General features: G+C 71.7%; 15 protein-coding genes and 1 riboswitch. Of the genes, 8 read left to right on the top strand and 7 right to left on the bottom strand.

Annotation, left to right across the window (positions count from 1 at the left end):
- The first annotated feature begins 223 nt into the window (after window positions 1–223).
- Both ACWC5O_RS36060 and ACWC5O_RS36055 read left to right on the top strand, forming a co-directional pair.
- A complete protein-coding gene (locus ACWC5O_RS36060) occupies window positions 224–1,075 on the top strand; it encodes an esterase/lipase family protein (RefSeq protein WP_450584138.1) in 852 nt (283 codons plus the stop codon).
- A gap of 255 nt (window positions 1,076–1,330) precedes the next feature.
- The gene (locus tag ACWC5O_RS36055) at window positions 1,331–2,830 is read left to right on the top strand and encodes a M23 family metallopeptidase (RefSeq protein WP_450584140.1); all 1,500 of its coding nucleotides are present in this window, start codon (window positions 1,331–1,333) and stop codon (window positions 2,828–2,830) included.
- A gap of 49 nt (window positions 2,831–2,879) precedes the next feature.
- Here the strand turns inward: ACWC5O_RS36055 and pcrA are convergent, their stop codons facing one another.
- Window positions 2,880–5,372 (bottom strand): DNA helicase PcrA, encoded by a 2,493-nt coding sequence (gene pcrA, locus ACWC5O_RS36050; RefSeq protein WP_450584141.1) that lies wholly within the window; start codon window positions 5,370–5,372, stop codon window positions 2,880–2,882.
- Between the two features lie 263 nt (window positions 5,373–5,635).
- Window positions 5,636–5,808, top strand: a riboswitch (cyclic di-AMP (ydaO/yuaA leader).
- A gap of 8 nt (window positions 5,809–5,816) precedes the next feature.
- On the opposite strand from pcrA, the gene ACWC5O_RS36045 reads away from it, so the two are divergent.
- Together ACWC5O_RS36045 and ACWC5O_RS36040 are read left to right on the top strand one after the other, a co-directional pair.
- The gene (locus ACWC5O_RS36045) at window positions 5,817–6,998 is read left to right on the top strand and encodes an NlpC/P60 family protein (RefSeq protein ID WP_450584143.1); all 1,182 of its coding nucleotides are present in this window, start codon (window positions 5,817–5,819) and stop codon (window positions 6,996–6,998) included.
- A gap of 102 nt (window positions 6,999–7,100) precedes the next feature.
- The gene (locus ACWC5O_RS36040; RefSeq protein ID WP_450584145.1) at window positions 7,101–8,069 is read left to right on the top strand and encodes a tellurite resistance/C4-dicarboxylate transporter family protein; all 969 of its coding nucleotides are present in this window, start codon (window positions 7,101–7,103) and stop codon (window positions 8,067–8,069) included.
- Window positions 8,070–8,072: 3 nt separating this feature from the next.
- Here the strand turns inward: ACWC5O_RS36040 and ACWC5O_RS36035 are convergent, their stop codons facing one another.
- On the bottom strand, window positions 8,073–8,426 hold the full coding sequence (locus ACWC5O_RS36035) for a hypothetical protein (protein ID WP_450584146.1): 354 nt from the start codon (window positions 8,424–8,426) through the stop codon (window positions 8,073–8,075).
- A 416-nt stretch (window positions 8,427–8,842) separates the two neighbouring features.
- Between ACWC5O_RS36035 and ACWC5O_RS36030 the strand changes: the two genes are divergently transcribed.
- Window positions 8,843–9,907: an NlpC/P60 family protein gene (locus ACWC5O_RS36030; RefSeq protein ID WP_450584183.1), complete on the top strand. Its 1,065-nt coding sequence runs from the start codon at window positions 8,843–8,845 to the stop codon at window positions 9,905–9,907.
- Between the two features lie 20 nt (window positions 9,908–9,927).
- Here ACWC5O_RS36030 and ACWC5O_RS36025 read toward each other — a convergent pair whose 3' ends face one another.
- Both ACWC5O_RS36025 and ACWC5O_RS36020 read right to left on the bottom strand, forming a co-directional pair.
- On the bottom strand, window positions 9,928–10,659 hold the full coding sequence (locus ACWC5O_RS36025) for a LuxR C-terminal-related transcriptional regulator (RefSeq protein WP_450584148.1): 732 nt from the start codon (window positions 10,657–10,659) through the stop codon (window positions 9,928–9,930).
- Complete coding sequence (locus ACWC5O_RS36020; protein ID WP_450584149.1) at window positions 10,656–11,948, bottom strand: ATP-binding protein; 1,293 nt, start codon at window positions 11,946–11,948, stop codon at window positions 10,656–10,658. Before ACWC5O_RS36020 ends, ACWC5O_RS36025 begins: the two co-directional genes overlap by 4 nt.
- A gap of 199 nt (window positions 11,949–12,147) precedes the next feature.
- Between ACWC5O_RS36020 and ACWC5O_RS36015 the strand changes: the two genes are divergently transcribed.
- A complete protein-coding gene (locus ACWC5O_RS36015; RefSeq protein ID WP_450584150.1) occupies window positions 12,148–13,596 on the top strand; it encodes a PspC domain-containing protein in 1,449 nt (482 codons plus the stop codon).
- Complete coding sequence (locus tag ACWC5O_RS36010) at window positions 13,583–13,798, top strand: hypothetical protein (protein ID WP_450584151.1); 216 nt, start codon at window positions 13,583–13,585, stop codon at window positions 13,796–13,798. The genes ACWC5O_RS36015 and ACWC5O_RS36010 overlap by 14 nt, the downstream gene beginning before the upstream one ends.
- Here ACWC5O_RS36010 and ACWC5O_RS36005 read toward each other — a convergent pair.
- The 3 genes from ACWC5O_RS36005 to ACWC5O_RS35995 all read right to left on the bottom strand — a co-directional run bounded on the left by ACWC5O_RS36005 (window position 13,795) and on the right by ACWC5O_RS35995 (window position 16,081).
- Window positions 13,795–14,325, bottom strand: coding sequence for a DoxX family protein (locus tag ACWC5O_RS36005; protein ID WP_450584153.1), 531 nt, complete (start codon window positions 14,323–14,325; stop codon window positions 13,795–13,797). The two genes, ACWC5O_RS36010 and ACWC5O_RS36005, sit on opposite strands and share 4 nt — an antisense overlap.
- Before the next feature lie 195 nt (window positions 14,326–14,520).
- A complete protein-coding gene (locus ACWC5O_RS36000; protein WP_450584154.1) occupies window positions 14,521–14,763 on the bottom strand; it encodes a hypothetical protein in 243 nt (80 codons plus the stop codon).
- Between the two features lie 31 nt (window positions 14,764–14,794).
- Entirely contained in the window at window positions 14,795–16,081 is a 1,287-nt protein-coding gene (locus ACWC5O_RS35995; RefSeq protein ID WP_450584156.1) for a hypothetical protein, read from the bottom strand.
- 190 nt (window positions 16,082–16,271) lie between these two features.
- Here ACWC5O_RS35995 and ACWC5O_RS35990 point away from each other — a divergent pair, with 190 nt between their 5' ends.
- The gene (locus ACWC5O_RS35990) at window positions 16,272–17,156 is read left to right on the top strand and encodes a DUF4429 domain-containing protein (protein WP_450584157.1); all 885 of its coding nucleotides are present in this window, start codon (window positions 16,272–16,274) and stop codon (window positions 17,154–17,156) included.
- Window positions 17,157–17,192 lie beyond the last annotated feature (36 nt).

Below are 17,192 nucleotides of genomic sequence, written 5' to 3'. Positions count from 1 at the left end.
CTGCCTCCATCAAGCGACCACGGAAGCGACCGCTTCCGTCCGTACCGACAAGTACCGCATATCTGGCACGTTCCGCCACCCGTCGGGAAGTGAACGAACGTTATCTCCAGCATCCCGCAACCGGCGGTTTTACGGTGCGCAGCGAGGGGGAAATCACATGGTGGGACATGAGGGCGCACGGGGGATAGAGCCGTCTCTCCGTGTGCCGACAGGAGGTCGGCCCATGAAGGTCACCGGGGTACTGCCACTCTTCCTCCCGCTCTACCGGCGCCTGTGGCCCGGCAGACTGGTCGAGCTGTCCGTGACCCTCATCAAGGCGACCGCGCTCGAGGCCGCGATCCTGGCCGGCCACCTGCTCCTGTATCCGACCGGCCTCACCCAGGAGCGCCGCTCCCCCGCGCTCCCCGCCGAGGACTGCGCCACACGGCTGCCCGACCGGCCCGGACCTCCGGTCGTCCTGCTGCACGGCTTCATCGACAACCGCTCGGTCTTCGTCCTGCTGCGCCGCAGCCTCGCCCGCAACGGCAGGCAGCGCGTCGAATCGCTCAACTACTCTCCGCTGACCTGCGACATTCGCACCGCGGCCGAACTGCTGGGGCGGCACGTCGAGGAGATCTGCGAACGCACCGGAAGCGTCCAGGTCGACATCGTGGGGCACAGCCTCGGCGGACTGATCGCCCGTTATTACGTACAGTGCCTGGGCGGTGACCTGCGGGTGCGCACGCTGGTCACGCTGGGCACCCCGCACTCCGGCACCCGGGCCGTACCGCTGGCCAGCGCGCATCCGATCGTGCGGCAGATGCGGCCCGGCTCGGAGGTGATCGAGGAGCTGACCCGGCCCGCGCAGGGCTGCCGGACCCGGTTCGTCAGCTTCTGGAGCGACCTCGACTCCGTGATGGACCCGCCGGAGACGGCCTGCGTCGATCATCCCGACCTGGACGTCCTGAACGTCCTGGTGACCGGGATCGGGCATCTCGCGCTGCCGGTGCACCCCGCGGTGGCGGCCGGGATACGCGAGGCGCTCGACAACACCCTCCCCGAGGAACCGCTCAGCGGCGGCCTGACGGTGGCCTGAGGGCGGCGGCCGGACAGGCGGTCAAGGCGACGGCATGGGCGCGGCACAGCCGGTACACAGGTGACGCACGGTCACCTGACATCGAACACTCTTCGAACACAGGGCCAAACTCGTGTCCGCCGTCCGCCAAAACACGGCCGATTGCCCGTTTCCGGCCCACGCGAAACCGGCGGAAGATTGTCGCGCCCGCGTACCGCCGGGTACAGTCGCCGCACTGCTCTGGCAGCCCCTGTTGTCGAGGCGAAAGAGAAGTTGGTGAACGACCGTCACCCGTCGGGGACCATGACCACCCCGGCCCCGGCTTCCGACGCCTCCGCCGCGCACTACGCGCAGTACGGGGCGCAGGAAGCCCAGTACGACGACCTCACCACGTACGGCGGCTACGACGCCACAGGTTTTGCGAGCGGCACCACCGGCACCGGATCCTTCGCCACCGACCCGCTCTTCGGCGGCCTCCCGGGCAATGAGCAGCACACCGGCGCGTACGACACCACGCAGTGGCAGACCGGCACCGGCCAGACCCTGAACTACGACCCGTACGCGGCCCAGCACCACGCCGCCTACGACTCGGGCGTGTACGACAACACCGCCTGGTCGGTCCCCGCTCAGGCCACCGGGAACGACATCAGCGGCCAGTGGGACGCGAACGCCTGGCTCCAGCCCGACCAGTCCGCCGTCGCCGACCCCACCCAGCAGTGGCAGTGGGGCACGCAGACGTTCGACACGGGCGCGTACGACGCCACGCAGTGGAACTCCGACGGCACGGCCGCGGCGCACGAGCAGCTTGCGGAACCGTTCGACCAGCAGGCCACGGCCACGTTCGAGCAGGTCGGCGAACCGTTCGACCAGCAGGCCACGGCCTCCTTCGAGCACGTCGACGAGTTCATCGAAATCCCGTCCGAGCACGGCGAGTTGGGCGACACGGGCGAGTTGCCCGCAGTCCCGTCCCTGCTCGACGACCAGGAAGAGGCCACCCCGGCCCCGGCGACCCGCGCGGGCTCCCGCAGCGCGGCGCGTTCCCGGCGCCGTACGCCCCCCAAGCGCTCCGCGCTGCTGACCGTCGCCGTGCCCTCGGTCTGTGTGATGGGGGTCGCCGGGATCGCCGCCGCCTCCGTCGGCGGCCTGACCGACGACGGCAAGGACACCACCGCCTCCGCCTCGGACGCGCACGCGCACGCGGTGAAGCCGTCCGTCGCCAACAGCAAGCTGGACGCCCAGCTGCGGACCCTCTCCGCCGGGGCCGACGACTTCGCCGACCGGGCCAGCCGGACGCAGGAGCGCATCGACCTCAAGGCGCAGCAGGAACTGCAGCAGAAGAAGGCGGCTGCGGAGGCCGCGCTCAAGGAGCGGCTGCGTCCCAAGTTCGCGCTGCCGGTCACGCAGCACGGGCTCAGCGCCTACTTCGGCCAGGCAGGCGTGAACTGGATGTCCGTGCACACGGGCATCGACTTCCCGGTCTCGTACGGCACCACGGTGATGTCCGCGACCGACGGCGTCGTCTCCACGAAGTGGAACAGCGCCTACGGCAACATGATGATCGTGACGGCGAAGGACGGCACGGAGACCTGGTACTGCCACCTCTCCAGCTACCGCGTCGCCTCCGGTACGGCCGTCAAGGCCGGCGACCCGATCGCCTACTCCGGCAACTCGGGCAACTCCACCGGCCCGCACCTGCACTTCGAGGTACGTCCGGCGGGCGGGGCGGCCATAGACCCCCTGCCGTGGCTGCGCAGCCACGGCCTGGACCCGACCTGAGCCGCCGACGAACCGAGCCCCGCCGATCCGGCGGGGCTCACTCGTCTCCCTACAGCTTCTCCACCGGCGCGTACCGCAGCAGCAGCCGCTTCGGCTTCCCGTCCCCGAAATCGATCGTCGCCTGGGCCTTGTCCTCCACGCCCGACACCGCGACGACCGTGCCGAGCCCGAACTGGTCGTGGGTGACCCGGTCGCCGACGGCCAGGGACACCACCGGCTTCTCGGAGGCCCGCCGGGTGGCGAACCCGGACGCGCCCGCCGCCGACGAGCGGGAGCGGGACGAGGACAGCGAGGACACGATCCCGGAAGCCGGCCCGGAGGACACCGGGGCGGCGGCTCCCGTCCGCTTCCACTGCACATGGGCGGCCGGGATCTCCTCCAGGAAACGGGAGGGCGGGTTGTACGAGGGCTGCCCCCAGGCGCTGCGCATCGCCGACCGGGTGAGGTAGAGCCGCTCCCGCGCGCGCGTGATGCCGACGTACGCCAGCCGCCGCTCCTCCTCCAGCTCCTTGGTCTGGCCGAGGGCGCGCATGTGCGGGAAGACGCCGTCCTCCATGCCGGTCAGGAAGACGACCGGGAACTCCAGGCCCTTGGCGGTGTGCAGGGTCATCAGGGTGATGACGCCGGAGCCTTCCTCGTCCTCGTCGGGGATCTGGTCGGAGTCGGCGACCAGTGCGACCTGCTCCAGGAAGTCGGACAGCGCCACCGACTCACCCTCCCCGCGGTCCTGCTCGAACTCCAGGGCCACGGCCGCGAGTTCCTGGAGGTTCTCGATGCGGGTCTCGTCCTGCGGATCGGTCGAGGCCTGCAACTCGGCCAGGTAGCCGGTGCGTTCGAGAACCGCCTCCAGGACGGTCGCCGGTCCGGCGCCGGACTCCACGATCGTGCGCAGGTCCTCCATCAGCGTGTTGAACCGCTTGACCGCGTTGGTGGAGCGCGCGGCCATGCCGTACGCCTCGTCCACGCGCTTCAGTGCCTGCGGGAAGCTGATCTTCTCGCGCTGGGAGAGGGCGTCGATCATCGCCTCGGCGCGCTCGCCGATGCCCCGCTTGGGGACGTTGAGGATGCGGCGCAGCGGCACCGAGTCCTCGGGGTTGGCGAGGACGCGCAGGTAGGCCAGGACGTCCCGGACCTCCTTGCGCTCGTAGAAGCGGACGCCGCCGACGACCTTGTAGGGCAGGCCGACGCGGATGAAGACCTCTTCGAAGACACGGGACTGGGCGTTGGTGCGGTAGAAGACGGCGACGTCCCCGGACTTCGCCTCGCCCGCGTCCGTGAGGCGGTCTATCTCGTCGGCGACGAACTGGGCCTCGTCGTGCTCGGTGTCGGCGACGTAGCCGGTGATCCGGGCGCCCTGTCCGGCATTGGTCCACAGGTTCTTCGGGCGGCGGGACTCGTTGCGCTCGATGACCGCGTTGGCGGCGGACAGGATGGTCTGCGTGGAGCGGTAGTTCTGCTCCAGCAGGATCGTCGTCGCGTTCGGGTAGTCCTCCTCGAACTGGAGGATGTTGCGGATGGTCGCGCCCCGGAAGGCGTAGATCGACTGGTCCGCGTCACCCACCACGCAGAGTTCGGCGGGCGGGAGGTCGTACTCGCCCGGCGGGGTGTCGACGTCCTCGGCGGCACGTTCACCCGTGCCGACCAGCTCGCGCACCAGCGCGTACTGGGCGTGGTTGGTGTCCTGGTACTCGTCGACCAGGACGTGCCGGAAGCGGCGGCGGTAGTGCTCGGCAACGTCCGGAAAGGCGCGCAGCAGGTTGACCGTCGTCATGATCAGGTCGTCGAAGTCGAGCGCGTTGGCCTCGCGCAGCCGCGACTGGTAGAGCGCGTAGGCCTGGGCGAGGGTCTTCTCGAAACCGTCCGCGGCCTGGGCGGCGAAGTCCTCCTCGTCGATCAGCTCGTTCTTGAGGTTGCTGATCTTGGCGCTGAAGGACTTGGGCGGGAAGCGCTTGGGGTCGAGGTCCAGGTCGCGGCAGACCAGGGCCATCAGGCGCTTGCTGTCGGCGGCGTCGTAGATGGAGAAGCTCGACGTGAAGCCGAGCTTCTTCGACTCGCGCCGGAGGATCCGCACGCACGCGCTGTGGAAGGTCATGACCCACATCGCGTTCGCGCGCGGGCCGACGAGCTGCTCGACGCGCTCCTTCATCTCGCCCGCGGCCTTGTTGGTGAAGGTGATCGCGAGGATCTGGCCCGGGTGCACGTTCCGTTCGGCGAGCAGGTGGGCGATGCGGTGGGTGAGCACACGGGTCTTGCCGGAGCCGGCGCCGGCGACGATGAGCAGCGGGGAGCCGGCGTGCACCACCGCGGCGCGCTGGTTCTCGTTCAGCCCCTCCAGGAGGGCTGCCGCGTCGATCGCGGGGCGGGGGGCGCCGTCGCGGTAGTACGCGTCCCGGTCCGGCGGCACGTCGAACTTCCCACCGAACAGATCGTCCGGAAGCGGCTCCGGAGCGTGATCGTCCTCGGGCGGCGGCGGGGGCTCCTCCTCGCGCCCGCGAGGGGCTTGGAGGTCCGCCAGGAAGCTGTCGTCAAAGAGGCTGCTCATCGCTCTCCGAGTCTAGGGCGCCGCACCGACAACCGGCCGCCGTCCCGGGAACATGGCCGGTTCACGGGGAGCCGGTCCTTCGTGCCCGGGAGGGCCGAACAGCCCCTCACACAGCGGAATCACCCCGTGACACGGGAGCGATCCCACGCCGAGGTCACGAAAATGTATCGGACATATCGTGCACCAACCTTCACACGAGACACACCAGTTGGCTAGGTTGCGGGGCGGGCCGCGCGCCCCCTTCCGGCGAACGTCGCCGATCCGCGCGGCCTCCGCCGAGTCCGGCGCACCCCCGCACGGTGACCGGAGCCGGGGACCCACCGAACCTTGGGGTGAATCGGCACACGTCCCGCCCGGGACGAGGGCCGTAGGGCAAACCTTCCGACCACCCGCCCGAACCCGACAGCTAACCCGGTAGGCGGCACATGGAAGGAGTCGCCTCCCTTGGCGTCGCACCGCAAGCCGCGCCCCGCGGGCACACTCGGAGCAGGTTTCCGCACCCCAGCCCTCGCCGCCACCGCCGCTCTCACCTCCGTGGCCGTGCTGTCCCAGACGGCCGACGCCGCTCCCTCGACCGATGGAAAGCCGAGCCTGGAGGAGGTCGAGAAGAAGGTCGACGACCTCTACCGCCAGGCGGAGTCGGCGACCGAGAAGTACAACGCCGCCAAGGAGCAGACCGGCAAGCAGCGCACCCACATCGACTCCCTGCGCGACGAGGTCGCCCGGCGGACCGCCCGGCTGAACAAGGCCCGCGGGGAGCTGGGCTCGTTCGCCGCCGCCCAGTACCGGACCGGGGCCGCCACGCCCGACACCGCCACCTTCCTGCTCGCGGACAGTCCCCAGGACTACTTCGACGAGAGCCAGCTGATGAACCGGCTGACCTCGCGCCAGAAGAGCGCCGTCGACGACTACGTCACCGAGCAGGCCGCGACCATGAAGAAGCGGCAGGAGGCGGCCAAGAGCCTCCAGACGCTGTCCGAGTCGCAGAACGAACTGCAGACCGCCAAGGCCACCGTCCAGAAGAAGCTCGCCGCCGCGCGCAAGCTGCTGTCCCAGCTGACGGCCGAGGAGAAGGCCCGGCTGGCGGCGATCGAGCGGCAGAAGCAGGAGGAGGCCGCACGCAAGGCCGCGGAGCTGGCGAAGCAGCAGGCGGCACAGGCCAAGGCGCAGGAGCAGGCACAGCAGACGAGCGGCTCGTCCACCTCCGGCGGCTCGTCGACGTCCGGCGGCTCGTCCGGCGGGTCGTCGACGTCCTCCGGAACGTACGCCACCAAGGCCGAGAAGGCGATCGCCTTCGCCCGTGCCCAGATCGGAAAGCCGTACGTGTGGGGCGCCACCGGACCCGACTCGTACGACTGCTCCGGCCTCACCCAGGCCGCCTGGAAGGCCGCCGACGTCTCGCTCCCGCGCACCACCTACGACCAGGTGAACGTGGGAACCACGGTCTCCCTCGCCGACGCGAAGCCCGGCGACCTGATCTTCTTCTACGACGACATCAGCCACGTCGGCATCTACATAGGCAACGGCATGATGATCCACGCTCCCAAGCCCGGCGCGTACGTCCGCGAGGAGTCGATCTACTACGGCGGCGAATCGATCATCCACAGCGTGGTCCGACCCGCCTGACCATCCCCTTCGTCCGGCCCGACCGTCCTCTTTTCGAGCTTTCGAACGCCGCGCGCGCGTGGCCTCCGCGCCCCGCGCGCGCGGCTGCCTAGCATCGGGCGCATGCCCGGCATCTCGGCTCTGCGTGCGTGGTGGGCGGGGCGTCCGCCGGCGGCGGGAGCCGCCGTCATGGCGACCGGCATCGTGTCGTTGGGCCTGCATCTGACGGGCACCGAGACGGTGTCCCGCGTCTTCCTGTGGCTGGCCTGCGTCGCCTGGGCGGCGCTGGCCGCCGACTTCCTCGCACGGCTGGTGGCGCAGCGGGAGCGCTGGGTGGCCGAGGCACACAGCCCGGGCGCGCTCACCGCCGTCGCCGCCACGGCCGTGCTCGGCACCCGGTTCTCGGCGCTCGGCCGGCAGACCCTGGCCGAGGCGTCGCTGGTTCTGGCCGTGGCGCTCTGGCCGGTGCTGCTGTACCTGGTCGTACAGCACTGGGAGCGACACATGCCGGGAGCGGTGTTCCTGTGCTGTGTGGCCACACAGGGGCTTGCGGTACTGGCGGCCACGCTGGCCGCGGCCGAGACGACGGCATGGCTCGCCCACGCCGCGCTGGTGCTGTTCTGGCTGGGCCTGGTGCTCTACGGCCTCGCCCTGCTGCGCTTCGATCCGCGGCAGGTCCTCGAGGGGGCCGGGGACCACTGGATCGCGGGCGGGGCGCTCGCCATCTCGGCGCTGGCCGGGGCGAGACTGCTCTCCGCCGACAGTGCGCGGCTGTACCTGTGGAACGACGACGACCGGGGCGTACTGCGGAACGTGACGGTGGCGCTGCTCTTCCTGGATCTGGCCTGCTACGTGGTCCTGCTCGTCGCCGAGGTGGCCCGGCCGCGGCCGCGCTACGACATGCGGCGCTGGGCGACGGTGTTCCCCATGGGGATGACCGGGGCGGCCATGCTGTCGGTGGCGGCGGCCGTGGGCATCGCGTGGCCGAGGGGACCGGGGCGGGTCCTGGTGTGGGTGGCGGTGGCGGCGTGGCTCACGGGCGCGGCGGGCGCGGTTCTCGCGGCCCGCGCCGGGATCAGCGGACGGCGCTGAGCGTCACGTCCACAGCACGGCGATGAAGATGTTCGCCATGGTCAGCAGGCCGACCAGCCCGAAGAGGCTCTTGTCCACCTTCTCCTCGTCACGCTTCACGTAGACCAGCCCGAGGATGACGATCAGCAGGGCCAGCTTCACGCCGATCTTGACGGTGTTGACGTGGTGGCCTTCGGCCTGGTTGAGGCCGACCAGGGCCACACCGGTGACCAGCATGGTGAACGCGCCGTGCAGCATCCCGGGGACGAAGCGGGCCGTGCCCTGGCCCATCGCCTTCATCTGGGTGAGGAATCCGCCGAGCAGCGCGGCGATGCCGATGATGTGCAGGCCGACGAAGAGATGGATGAGTACGTCCATGAGCCTGGAGCCTAGTCAGGGGTCCGACAGGCTCCTGTCACCGGGCCCGCCGGGAGCATCCGCGGATCTTGCATATATGCGCGCCATAGCACCACATGACTCCCGCGTGTCCAGCATTCCGCGCATCGGTCACTACGCTACGTGAAGGCGACGACTCCAGACCGGCAACCCGGTCACATGCGGTCACATCTCGATCGCTCGAAGCCAGTTACGCACTCCACGTTACCAACCCGTCACACCGGGTTTAGCGTCCTCCCCCAGGTGACCGGCTCCCCACCGCCGCCCGGGCCAGGGGCGGCAGTCGGGCACCACCGCCGAGAAAGGTCCGGCGGCGGCCCGCTTCCCCTGTGCGGGCCGCCGCCGGACGCACCACTCGTCCGGTCGCAGGAGTCCTACGGAAGGACGTGACGGTCCAGGTGGCAGCGCACCGCAAGCCCCGACAGCGCTCGCTCGGCGGAAACACGGCCCGCACGGCCGTCACTCTCGCCCTGGCGGGCGCGGCCACCGCGACGGCCTTCGACGGAACCGGCAACGCCGAGCCGCAGCTGACACCGACGCAGGTGAAGGCCAAGGTGGACAAGCTGTACCAGGAGGCGGAGACCGCCACCGAGAAGTACAACGGTGCGAAGGAGAAGGCGGACACGACCCAGCGGCGGCTGAACTCGCTGCGGGACGAGACCGCCCGGAAGCAGGACAAGCTCAACGATTCCCGGAACGCGTTGGGTTCGTTCGCGGCGGCGCAGTACCGCGAGGGCGGGATCGACCCCGCCTGGCAGCTCGCCCTGTCCAGCGACCCCGACCGGTACCTGGACGGGGCCGCGTTCGCGGAGCGGGCCGGCGACCGGCAGGCCGGGGCCGTGGCGCGGGTACGCGAACAGCTGCGGGAGGCCGAGCAGTTGCGCGGCGCCGCCCGGATCGAGCTGAAGGCGCTGCGGTCGCGGCAGGCGGAGCTGAAGCGGCAGAAGAAGACCATCACCGGGAAGCTGGCGGAGGCGCGCGACCTGCTGGCCCGGCTCACTCCGGCGCAGCGCGCGCAGGTCACCGGCGACGGCACCGCGCCGGGGCACGCCTCACGCTCGGCCTCGGACGCCCGGCCGACCCTGGAGCCGGCCGGATCCCCCGCCGCCCCCGGCTCCCGCGCGGCGGCGGCCGTCGCCTACGCCTACCAGAAGCTCGGCAGCCCCTATGTGTGGGGCGCGACCGGCCCGGACGCCTTCGACTGCTCGGGCCTGGTCCAGGCCGCCTACCGCTCCGCCGGCGTCTCCCTGCCCCGCACCACCTACACCCAGATCAACGCGGGCCGACGGGTCTCCCGCTCGGAACTCCAGCCCGGCGACCTGGTGTTCTTCTACTCCGGCATCAGCCATGTGGGCATCTACATCGGCAACGGCCAGATGGTCCACGCCCCGAACCCCTCGGCACCGGTCCGGGTGGCCCCCATCGACCAGATGCCGTTCGCGGGGGCGACGCGGGTGGCGTGAGGGCGGCTGCCCGGCAGCAGTCAGACCAGCCGTCGCGCCGTGGCCCAACGGGTCAGCTCGTGGCGGTTGGACAGCTGGAGCTTGCGCAGGACCGCCGAGACATGGGACTCCACCGTCTTCACCGAGATGAACAACTGCTTGGCGATCTCCTTGTAGGCGTAGCCCCGGGCGATCAGGCGCAGCACCTCCCGCTCGCGCTGGGTGAGGCGGTCCAGGTCCTCGTCGACCGGCGGGGCGTCGGTGGAGGCGAAGGCGTCCAGGACGAACCCGGCCAGGCGCGGGGAGAAGACGGCGTCGCCCTCCTGGACCCGGAAGATCGAGTCGATCAGGTCGGTGCCGGTGATGGTCTTGGTGACATAGCCGCGGGCGCCGCCGCGAATCACGCCGATCACGTCGTCCGCCGCGTCCGACACGGACAGCGCGAGGAAGCGCACCGGCTGCTCGGCGTCCGCCATCAACCCGGCGCACCGGCGCAGCACTTCGACCCCGCCGCCGCCCGGCAGATGGACGTCGAGGAGGACCACCTCGGGCCGCGTCGCGGTGATGACCGTGACCGCCTGGTCGACGTCCGCGGCCTCGCCGACCACCTCCACGCCGGTCTCGGCGGTCTGCCCGATCTCGGCCTGCACCCCGGTGCGGAACATGCGGTGGTCGTCGACGAGCACCACGCGCACATGCCGCTTCCCGGCGGGGCCGGACCCGGCCGGCTCCGCCGCTCCCGCCGTACCGTTCGCCTCGGTCGCGTCGCTCATGACGTCTTCTCCGCCCTCTCCATCTCCAGCTCGACCTCCGTGCCGCCGCCCGGCACCGCCCGCAACCGGGCCGTGCCGCCGTTGCGCTCCATGCGGCCGATGATCGATTCTCTAACGCCCATGCGGTCGGCGGGTATCGAGTCGAGGTCGAAGCCCGGGCCGCGGTCGCGGACGGACACGAAGACCGTCCTCCCCTCGACTTCGGCATAGACCTGCACGGCACCGCCCTCGCCACCGTACTTGGCGGCGTTGACCATCGCCTCGCGCGCGGCCTGCATCTGCGCGCCGGTCCTCTCGTCCAGTGGGCAGTCACCGACCACGACCACCTCGATGGGCACGCCGTGCTTGTCCTCTACTTCGGCCGCGTTGCGCCGCACCGCCTCGGCGACCGTGTCCGGCTCGTCGGCCTCGTCCTTGCCTGTGCCCTCCGGCTTGTACAGCCAGGTGCGCAGGTCCCGCTCCTGGGCGCGGGCCAGGCGGCGGACCTCGCCCGCGTTGTCGGCGTTGCGCTGGATCAGGGTGAGGGTGTGCAGCACGGAGTCGTGGACGTGGGCGGCGACCTCGGCGCGCTCCTGGGCGCGGATGCGCATCAGGCGTTCCTCGGACAGGTCCTGGGTCATGCGGACCAGGTAGGGGCCGGCGAGCAGCGTGATGCCGACGAGGACGACGAGCGCGGCCTGGAGGACCGCGCCGAGGTGGGCGGCCGAGCCCTGCATGACGAAGATGGCGGAGACGCCGGCGGTGACCAGCAGGACGCCGGCGCCCGCGCGCAGCAGCGTGAGGGTGCGGCGGCGGCTGCCGACCTCGACCCAGCGGGCGCGGCGGGCGTTGTCCGCCTGGCGCCAGACGAGGGCGACACCGGCCGCGACCAGGACGGCGGGCAGCAGATACGCCTTGGCCGCACTGGTCAGGTTGATGCTGCCCACGAAGACCATGGACACGATGACCATGAGGAGCAGGGCGACGATCTGGCCCTTGTCCGGCTTGCGGGCCAGCAGTCTGCGGCGGCCGTCCGGCGAGGTCGCGGTGCCCACCGGCGGCTGCGGCTTCTGGTCGCCGACGCCGCCGACGCCGAGCGGCACGAAGAACCAGAACGCGGCGTACAGCAGCGCTCCGAGCCCGTTCGCCATGAACAGGCCGACGAAGGCGAGTCGCACCCAGATCACGGGCAGCCCGAGGTGCCCGGCGAGGCCCCGCGCCACTCCGCCGAGCCAGCGTCCGTCGCTGCTGCGGTAGAGCTTGCGCGGCGGCCGCGGGTCGTCGAGGGGGAGGGCTGCGGCTTCCGGCATGCCATCGATGGTCACATGGGCGCGGGCCCGGAGCATCAGGGTCGACCCCCTAGGCTCCCCTGATCTTCGAGTCGGCCGTTCGAATCGGCCCGCCGGCCGGGCGTCGAACGTCTCCCCGCCGTCTTTCAGGGCCGATCTCAGGGTTCGCCCAGGGTCATCCCGACTGCCGTCGCGGCGGCCGGGCCGTCACCATGGACGCATGACGGATCACGAGCACGCCGCGACGGGTCCGGGACCCGGCCCCGGCCCGCGCCCGGCCCCGGGCACCGGACCGACGGATGCCGCGCCCGCCGCGACGGGAGGGACGGGAACGGCAGGAGAGAGGGAAGGGACAGAAGCGACGCGGGAGCAGGACACCGCCGGGGAGCCGGAGACCACCGACGGCGTCCTCCGGTTCCAGCGCGACCGCCGGCACAAGATGATCGCCGGGGTGTGTGCCGGGCTCGGACGGCAGACGGACATGGACCCGGTGATCTTCCGGATCACCCTGGCCGTGCTGTCCGCGACCGGCGGCATCGGCCTCATCTTCTACGGCTTCGCCTGGCTGCTGGTGCCGTACGAGGAGGAAGAGGAGAACGAGGTCCGCAAGCTGCTGACGGGCCGGGTCGACGGCCAGGCACTGGCCGCCGTGCTGTTCGCCCTGGTCGGCTGCGGGATCTTCCTGACCATGCTGAAGAACGGCGGGGTGCTGACCTTCGCCGCGGTGCTCTCCCTGCTGCTGGCCGGCGTCGGGTACTGGTCGCGGCGGCGTGGTGCCGCCGACCCCGATCCGCTCGCCGTGCAGGCCGCCGCCGACGCCCCGCCGGAGGCCCAGGCGCCGCCGGTCGTCACCACCTACCCCTCCTGGTGGCGGGACCCGATCGTCAAGGACGGCTCCCATGTCGGCGGCACCGGGTATCTGTGGGGCCCCGGGGACGCCCGCGACCTGACCTCGTCCGTGGACGTCGGCATCGCCACCCCCTGGCCCCACAACGGCTCGACACACCCGCCGCGCACCACAGCCCCGAGAGCACGCGGCCCGCGCTGGATCGGCGGCTGGATATTCCTGCTCGCCCTGCTGGCCGGGGGCCTGGGCACCGGGCTGACCTGGGACACGCACCCGCTGGGCACCAGCCTGCAGGCCGGCCTCGCCTGTGCGCTCGTGGTCTTCGGCCTGGGCATCACGCTCAGCGCCTGCCTTGGGCGGACCGGGGCCGGGTCGGTGTTCCTGGCGATCATCACGGCGGCGCTGCTCGTGGGGGCCACGGCTCTGCCCAAGGACATCACGACCCACTGGAGGGAGACGTCCTGGAAGCCGGCCGCGACGGCGGGCGTGCGGTCCGCGTACGACCTCGGCACCGGTATCGGCACCCTGGACCTGACCCGCGTGCACCCGGCGAAGGGGCGGACGGTGGCCACGGAGGCCGACGTGGGAGCGGGGCAGCTGAAGGTGATCGTGCCGGCGGACGCGACCGTGCGGATGAGCATCGACGTGGGGGTGGGCGACATCCGGTTGCCCGGCGAGAACGGGAAGGACGTGGACGTGGAGCCCGGCAGGCACAGGACGGTGACGCTGTCGCCGGTCAAGGGCGGCAAGGACGCCGGGACACTGCGACTCGGTCTGCGGGTGGGCGTCGGAGAGGTGGAGGTCAGCCGTGCTGCGTCATGAGTTCCAGCCCGGGAAGCTGGTCGCCGGTCTCTTCCTCACCACCGTCGGCGCCGTCTACGCCGGTGACGCGGCCGGCCTGTGGAACACCCCCTGGTTCGTGGCCATCCCGCTGGTGACGGGCGGCCTCGTCCTGGCCGGTCTCACGGCGGCCGTGACCCAGGGCATACGCAGACGACGCGGCGCTGAGAACGGCAGGTCCTAGCGGTAGCCGCCCGCCCGTTGCCGTCGGCGGGAGCGCCAGGCCGCGTCAAGGGAGAGGTAGGGCGCTCCGGCGAGGACGAGGGGCAGCCAGGCCATCAGGTAGGCGAGGTCGTTGCCGTAGTAGTAGGGCGTCGTGGCCCAGCTGACGGTCAGCCACAGGCTGAGCGAGATCAGCGCGCCGCCCAGGGCGGCAAGCCGGCCCAGCAGGCCGATCAGGGTGCCGATGCCGACGGCCAGCTCGCCGAGGGCGATGGCGTAGCCGAAGCCGACCGGGTTCTTCAGGGCCATGTCGATCAGGGCGGGGATGGCCGCGGAGTCGCGGGCGGCGCGCATCGTGTCGCCGATCGATCCGGCACCGCCGGACTTCAGGAAGGTGCTGTCGGTGAGTTTGTCCAGGCCGGCGTAGATGAAGGTGACGCCGAGGAAGATCCGGAGCGGAAGGAGGGCGTAGCGGGTAGCCGTGTCCCGCCAGTCGCCGCCGCGGTTCAGGTAGGACGTCTGTGTGTCCGTCCGCATGCCGTGAGTCATCGCCGTTAGCCGCCTCTCACCCGCCGTGCCGACCCCTCACCCGAAGATACGTACGACAAACGGGAATGGTTCAATCCACTCCCGGACTTTTTCCGGATTTCGGATCCCGGCCCCCGGGACGAGCACGCGAGTCAGATCCAGGCCTGGATCTGCCGCACGGGGTGACCGAGCACCGCGCCCACGGCGGTCAGTTCGTCAGCGGTGGGGGAGGAACGCCGGGCAGCCGACGCGCACCAGGTTCCGGCCGCAGTCGACGGCCCTGGGCAGCTCGTACCGGTCGACGTCCGGCTCCACGTCGTCCAGATCGCGGTCCTCGGCGCCGGGCACGCCCGAGGCCAGTTCCCGGACCAGGGCCGCGGCGCGCTCGCCGGTCGCGGGCTCGGGCTCGGGCTGCCAGTGCGGGTCGGTCGGTATCACCGGCAGGACGCCTTCGCTCACCGCTCCCCTCCCCTTACTCCGTCACCTGGACTTACTCCGTCACCTGGACCAGGCAACGGTTGGTCGCCACCCCGGCCGCCGTGACCACCTGCACCTCCACCGAGCCGGGCTCCACCTCTGCCGGGACCGGGACGGTCAGGACGGTGTCCGTGGGGTTGCGGAAGCCGCCGGTGACGGGGACCAGGGGAACGTGGACGTCCACCGCGCCGATGCGTACGACCATGCGGGAGAGGCGGTCGGCACTGTGGGCGCCGGGCGGGACGAAGCCGGTGCCGCGGATCTCGATGTCGTCGCCGGTGCGGATCGGTCCGTCCAGGTCGCCGGGCTCACGGGCCCGGACCACGGAGAGGATCATCGGACGGCCGCCCTCGGCGTACTTGCCGACCAGGTAGGTCGCGGCCGAGATCAGCACCACGACGGCGAGGCCCCAGGGCAGATCGGGCAGTTGGTCGGGGCGGCGGGCCAGCCGAACCGCGGCGAACGCCAGGGCGACGGCGCTGATGACGACGTACTGGATGTCGGCGAACGCGCCCCGGCCGGAGTCGTCGGTCAGCAGGTCGGCGGCGCGCGGCCGGTGAGCCGGCACCTTCTGCAGCCGCAGACCGAGGATGCGCAGGCCGACCACCCGGCGGACCAGCACGGCGATCCCGCACACCACGGCGAGGACGGTCACCACGCCCGCCCCGCGCACGAGATCGAGGCCGGAAAGCAGCGCGTCGCGTTCTGCGTGGTCGGAGGCGGCGGCCAGGCGGCCCGCCAGCAGCAGCACCGCGTAGGCGACGAACAGCACCCAGCAGGCGGCCACCGCGCGGGAGGTGGACATCCGGTTGTCCTCGCCGATCACCGGGGCCAGCGCCCCGCCGCGCGCCCGGTGGAACCAGGAGGCGGCGGTCAGCGTGCCCGCGACGACGAGCGCGGCGAGCAGTGCGGCGGTCCGGGCGCTGGTCCAGCCCGCGCCGACCGCGGTGAGCGACTCGGCGAGCAGCAGGGCGACGACCACGCCCCCCACCGCACTCGCCGTGCGCAACCACAGACGGGCGAGCCAGGCCTCGCCCTCCGCCCGGCCCCGTTCGGCGACGGCCTCCGCCTGCTGGGTCAGCTCCGCGGAAACCCACTGGCGGGAGGCGGAGTCCGAGTGCGCCACGCCCGTCGGCAGGCCCTGCCCGGCCGCGAACTCGTCGCGGGCACGCAGGAACGCGGCGACGGCCCGCCGGTGCCCCTCGCGAGCCCCGTGCGGACAGTCCCCGCAGGTGCAGCCGCCTCCGTGCGCCCCTTCGGCACCCGTTGCCGCGCCCTGTCTCGCCTCCTGCACCGCCACGCCCGACGCCCGCCTTCCCCTCGACCCGCGACACGGCCGGCGAACCCCTCTGCGGGCCGTCCCGCCACCGTGCAACTCCCCTGTGTCGAGAGCGAATTGTTCCCTACGCACGGGCGTTCCGGCCCGCCCGTCCGGGCCCTGGAGGGTGAACTTCGAGCCGCCGTGTTGACCCGGCTGCGAGAATCTCCCCATGGCCGAGATCATCCAGCGGGACGGCACCTGGGCGTTCGACGGCAGTGCGATCCGGATCACCCCCGGACTCGACCGTTGCGTACCGCTGTTCCGGCAGACGTACGGGGAGATCGCCGTGCCCCTGGAAGCGGTGTCCGGCGTCGGCTACGAACCCCAGCGCAAGCGGGGTCGGCTGCGGATGCGGCTGCGCGAGGGCGCCGACCCGCTGCTCCAGGCCACGGGCGGGCGGCTGCCGGAGGCGGCCGACCCCTACCGGCTGGCCGTGGACGCGGACCGCGGCGGGGTGGCCGAGTTCGTCGCCGAGGAGATCCGGCACGCGCTGCTGCTCGACCAGGTCCCCAAGGAGCCCACGGCGGCCTACCTCCTGCCGGGGCCGCCGGTGCCGGTCTCGGTCCGCTCCTCCGACGGCACGGTCTCCTTCGACGGCGCCCAGGTGCGCATCGACTGGGCCGACACCTCCGACCGGGTCAAGCGCGCGACCGGCCCGCGAATCATCGGCCTCGGCGACCTGGTCCAGGTCGAGTGGCTGCCCAACTCCGGCTACGAGGACGGCTTCCTCAGGTTCGTGACCCGGGAGACGGCGTTCTCCAAGCTGCCGCCCGAGCGGGACCCCTACACCCTCGACCTGTGGGGCAGCGTCCGGCGCGACCTGCTGACCGCGCTGGTCGCGGCGGCCGTCACCGCCCGGCTGCCGCATCCCTCCACCCGCACCGGCGGCGCGTTCACGGACCGGGACCGGCCGCCGGCCGCCGTGCCGGCGCAGGCCGACCACCACGACGTACTGCTGCGCCGGCTGCGGGAGCTGGGCGAGCTGCACCGCGACGGGGTGCTCACGGACGAGGAGTTCACGAAGACGAAGGCCGCTGTACTGCGGGGCTTCTAGTGCCCCGGAAGGCGACGTTCGCCCCGTCGCGACGGG

It is taken from the genome of Streptomyces sp. NPDC001450, from assembly GCF_053597295.1.
The sequence above is the reverse complement of the archived record's forward strand: the minus strand, read 5'-3'. Positions and strand labels throughout refer to the sequence as shown.

Excerpts from the sequence above, each read along its gene's own strand:
- ACWC5O_RS36040 (WP_450584145.1), top strand. The coding sequence starts at position 7,101 with ATGCCCGGCATCTCGGCTCTGCGTGCGTGGTGGGCGGGGCGTCCGCCG.
- pcrA (WP_450584141.1), bottom strand. The coding sequence starts at position 5,372 with ATGAGCAGCCTCTTTGACGACAGCTTCCTGGCGGACCTCCAAGCCCCT.
- ACWC5O_RS36035 (WP_450584146.1), bottom strand. The coding sequence starts at position 8,426 with ATGGACGTACTCATCCATCTCTTCGTCGGCCTGCACATCATCGGCATC.
- ACWC5O_RS35990 (WP_450584157.1), top strand. The coding sequence starts at position 16,272 with ATGGCCGAGATCATCCAGCGGGACGGCACCTGGGCGTTCGACGGCAGT.
- ACWC5O_RS36060 (WP_450584138.1), top strand. The coding sequence starts at position 224 with ATGAAGGTCACCGGGGTACTGCCACTCTTCCTCCCGCTCTACCGGCGC.
- ACWC5O_RS36015 (WP_450584150.1), top strand. The coding sequence starts at position 12,148 with ATGACGGATCACGAGCACGCCGCGACGGGTCCGGGACCCGGCCCCGGC.
- ACWC5O_RS36025 (WP_450584148.1), bottom strand. The coding sequence starts at position 10,659 with ATGAGCGACGCGACCGAGGCGAACGGTACGGCGGGAGCGGCGGAGCCG.
- ACWC5O_RS36005 (WP_450584153.1), bottom strand. The coding sequence starts at position 14,325 with ATGACTCACGGCATGCGGACGGACACACAGACGTCCTACCTGAACCGC.
- ACWC5O_RS36020 (WP_450584149.1), bottom strand. The coding sequence starts at position 11,948 with ATGCCGGAAGCCGCAGCCCTCCCCCTCGACGACCCGCGGCCGCCGCGC.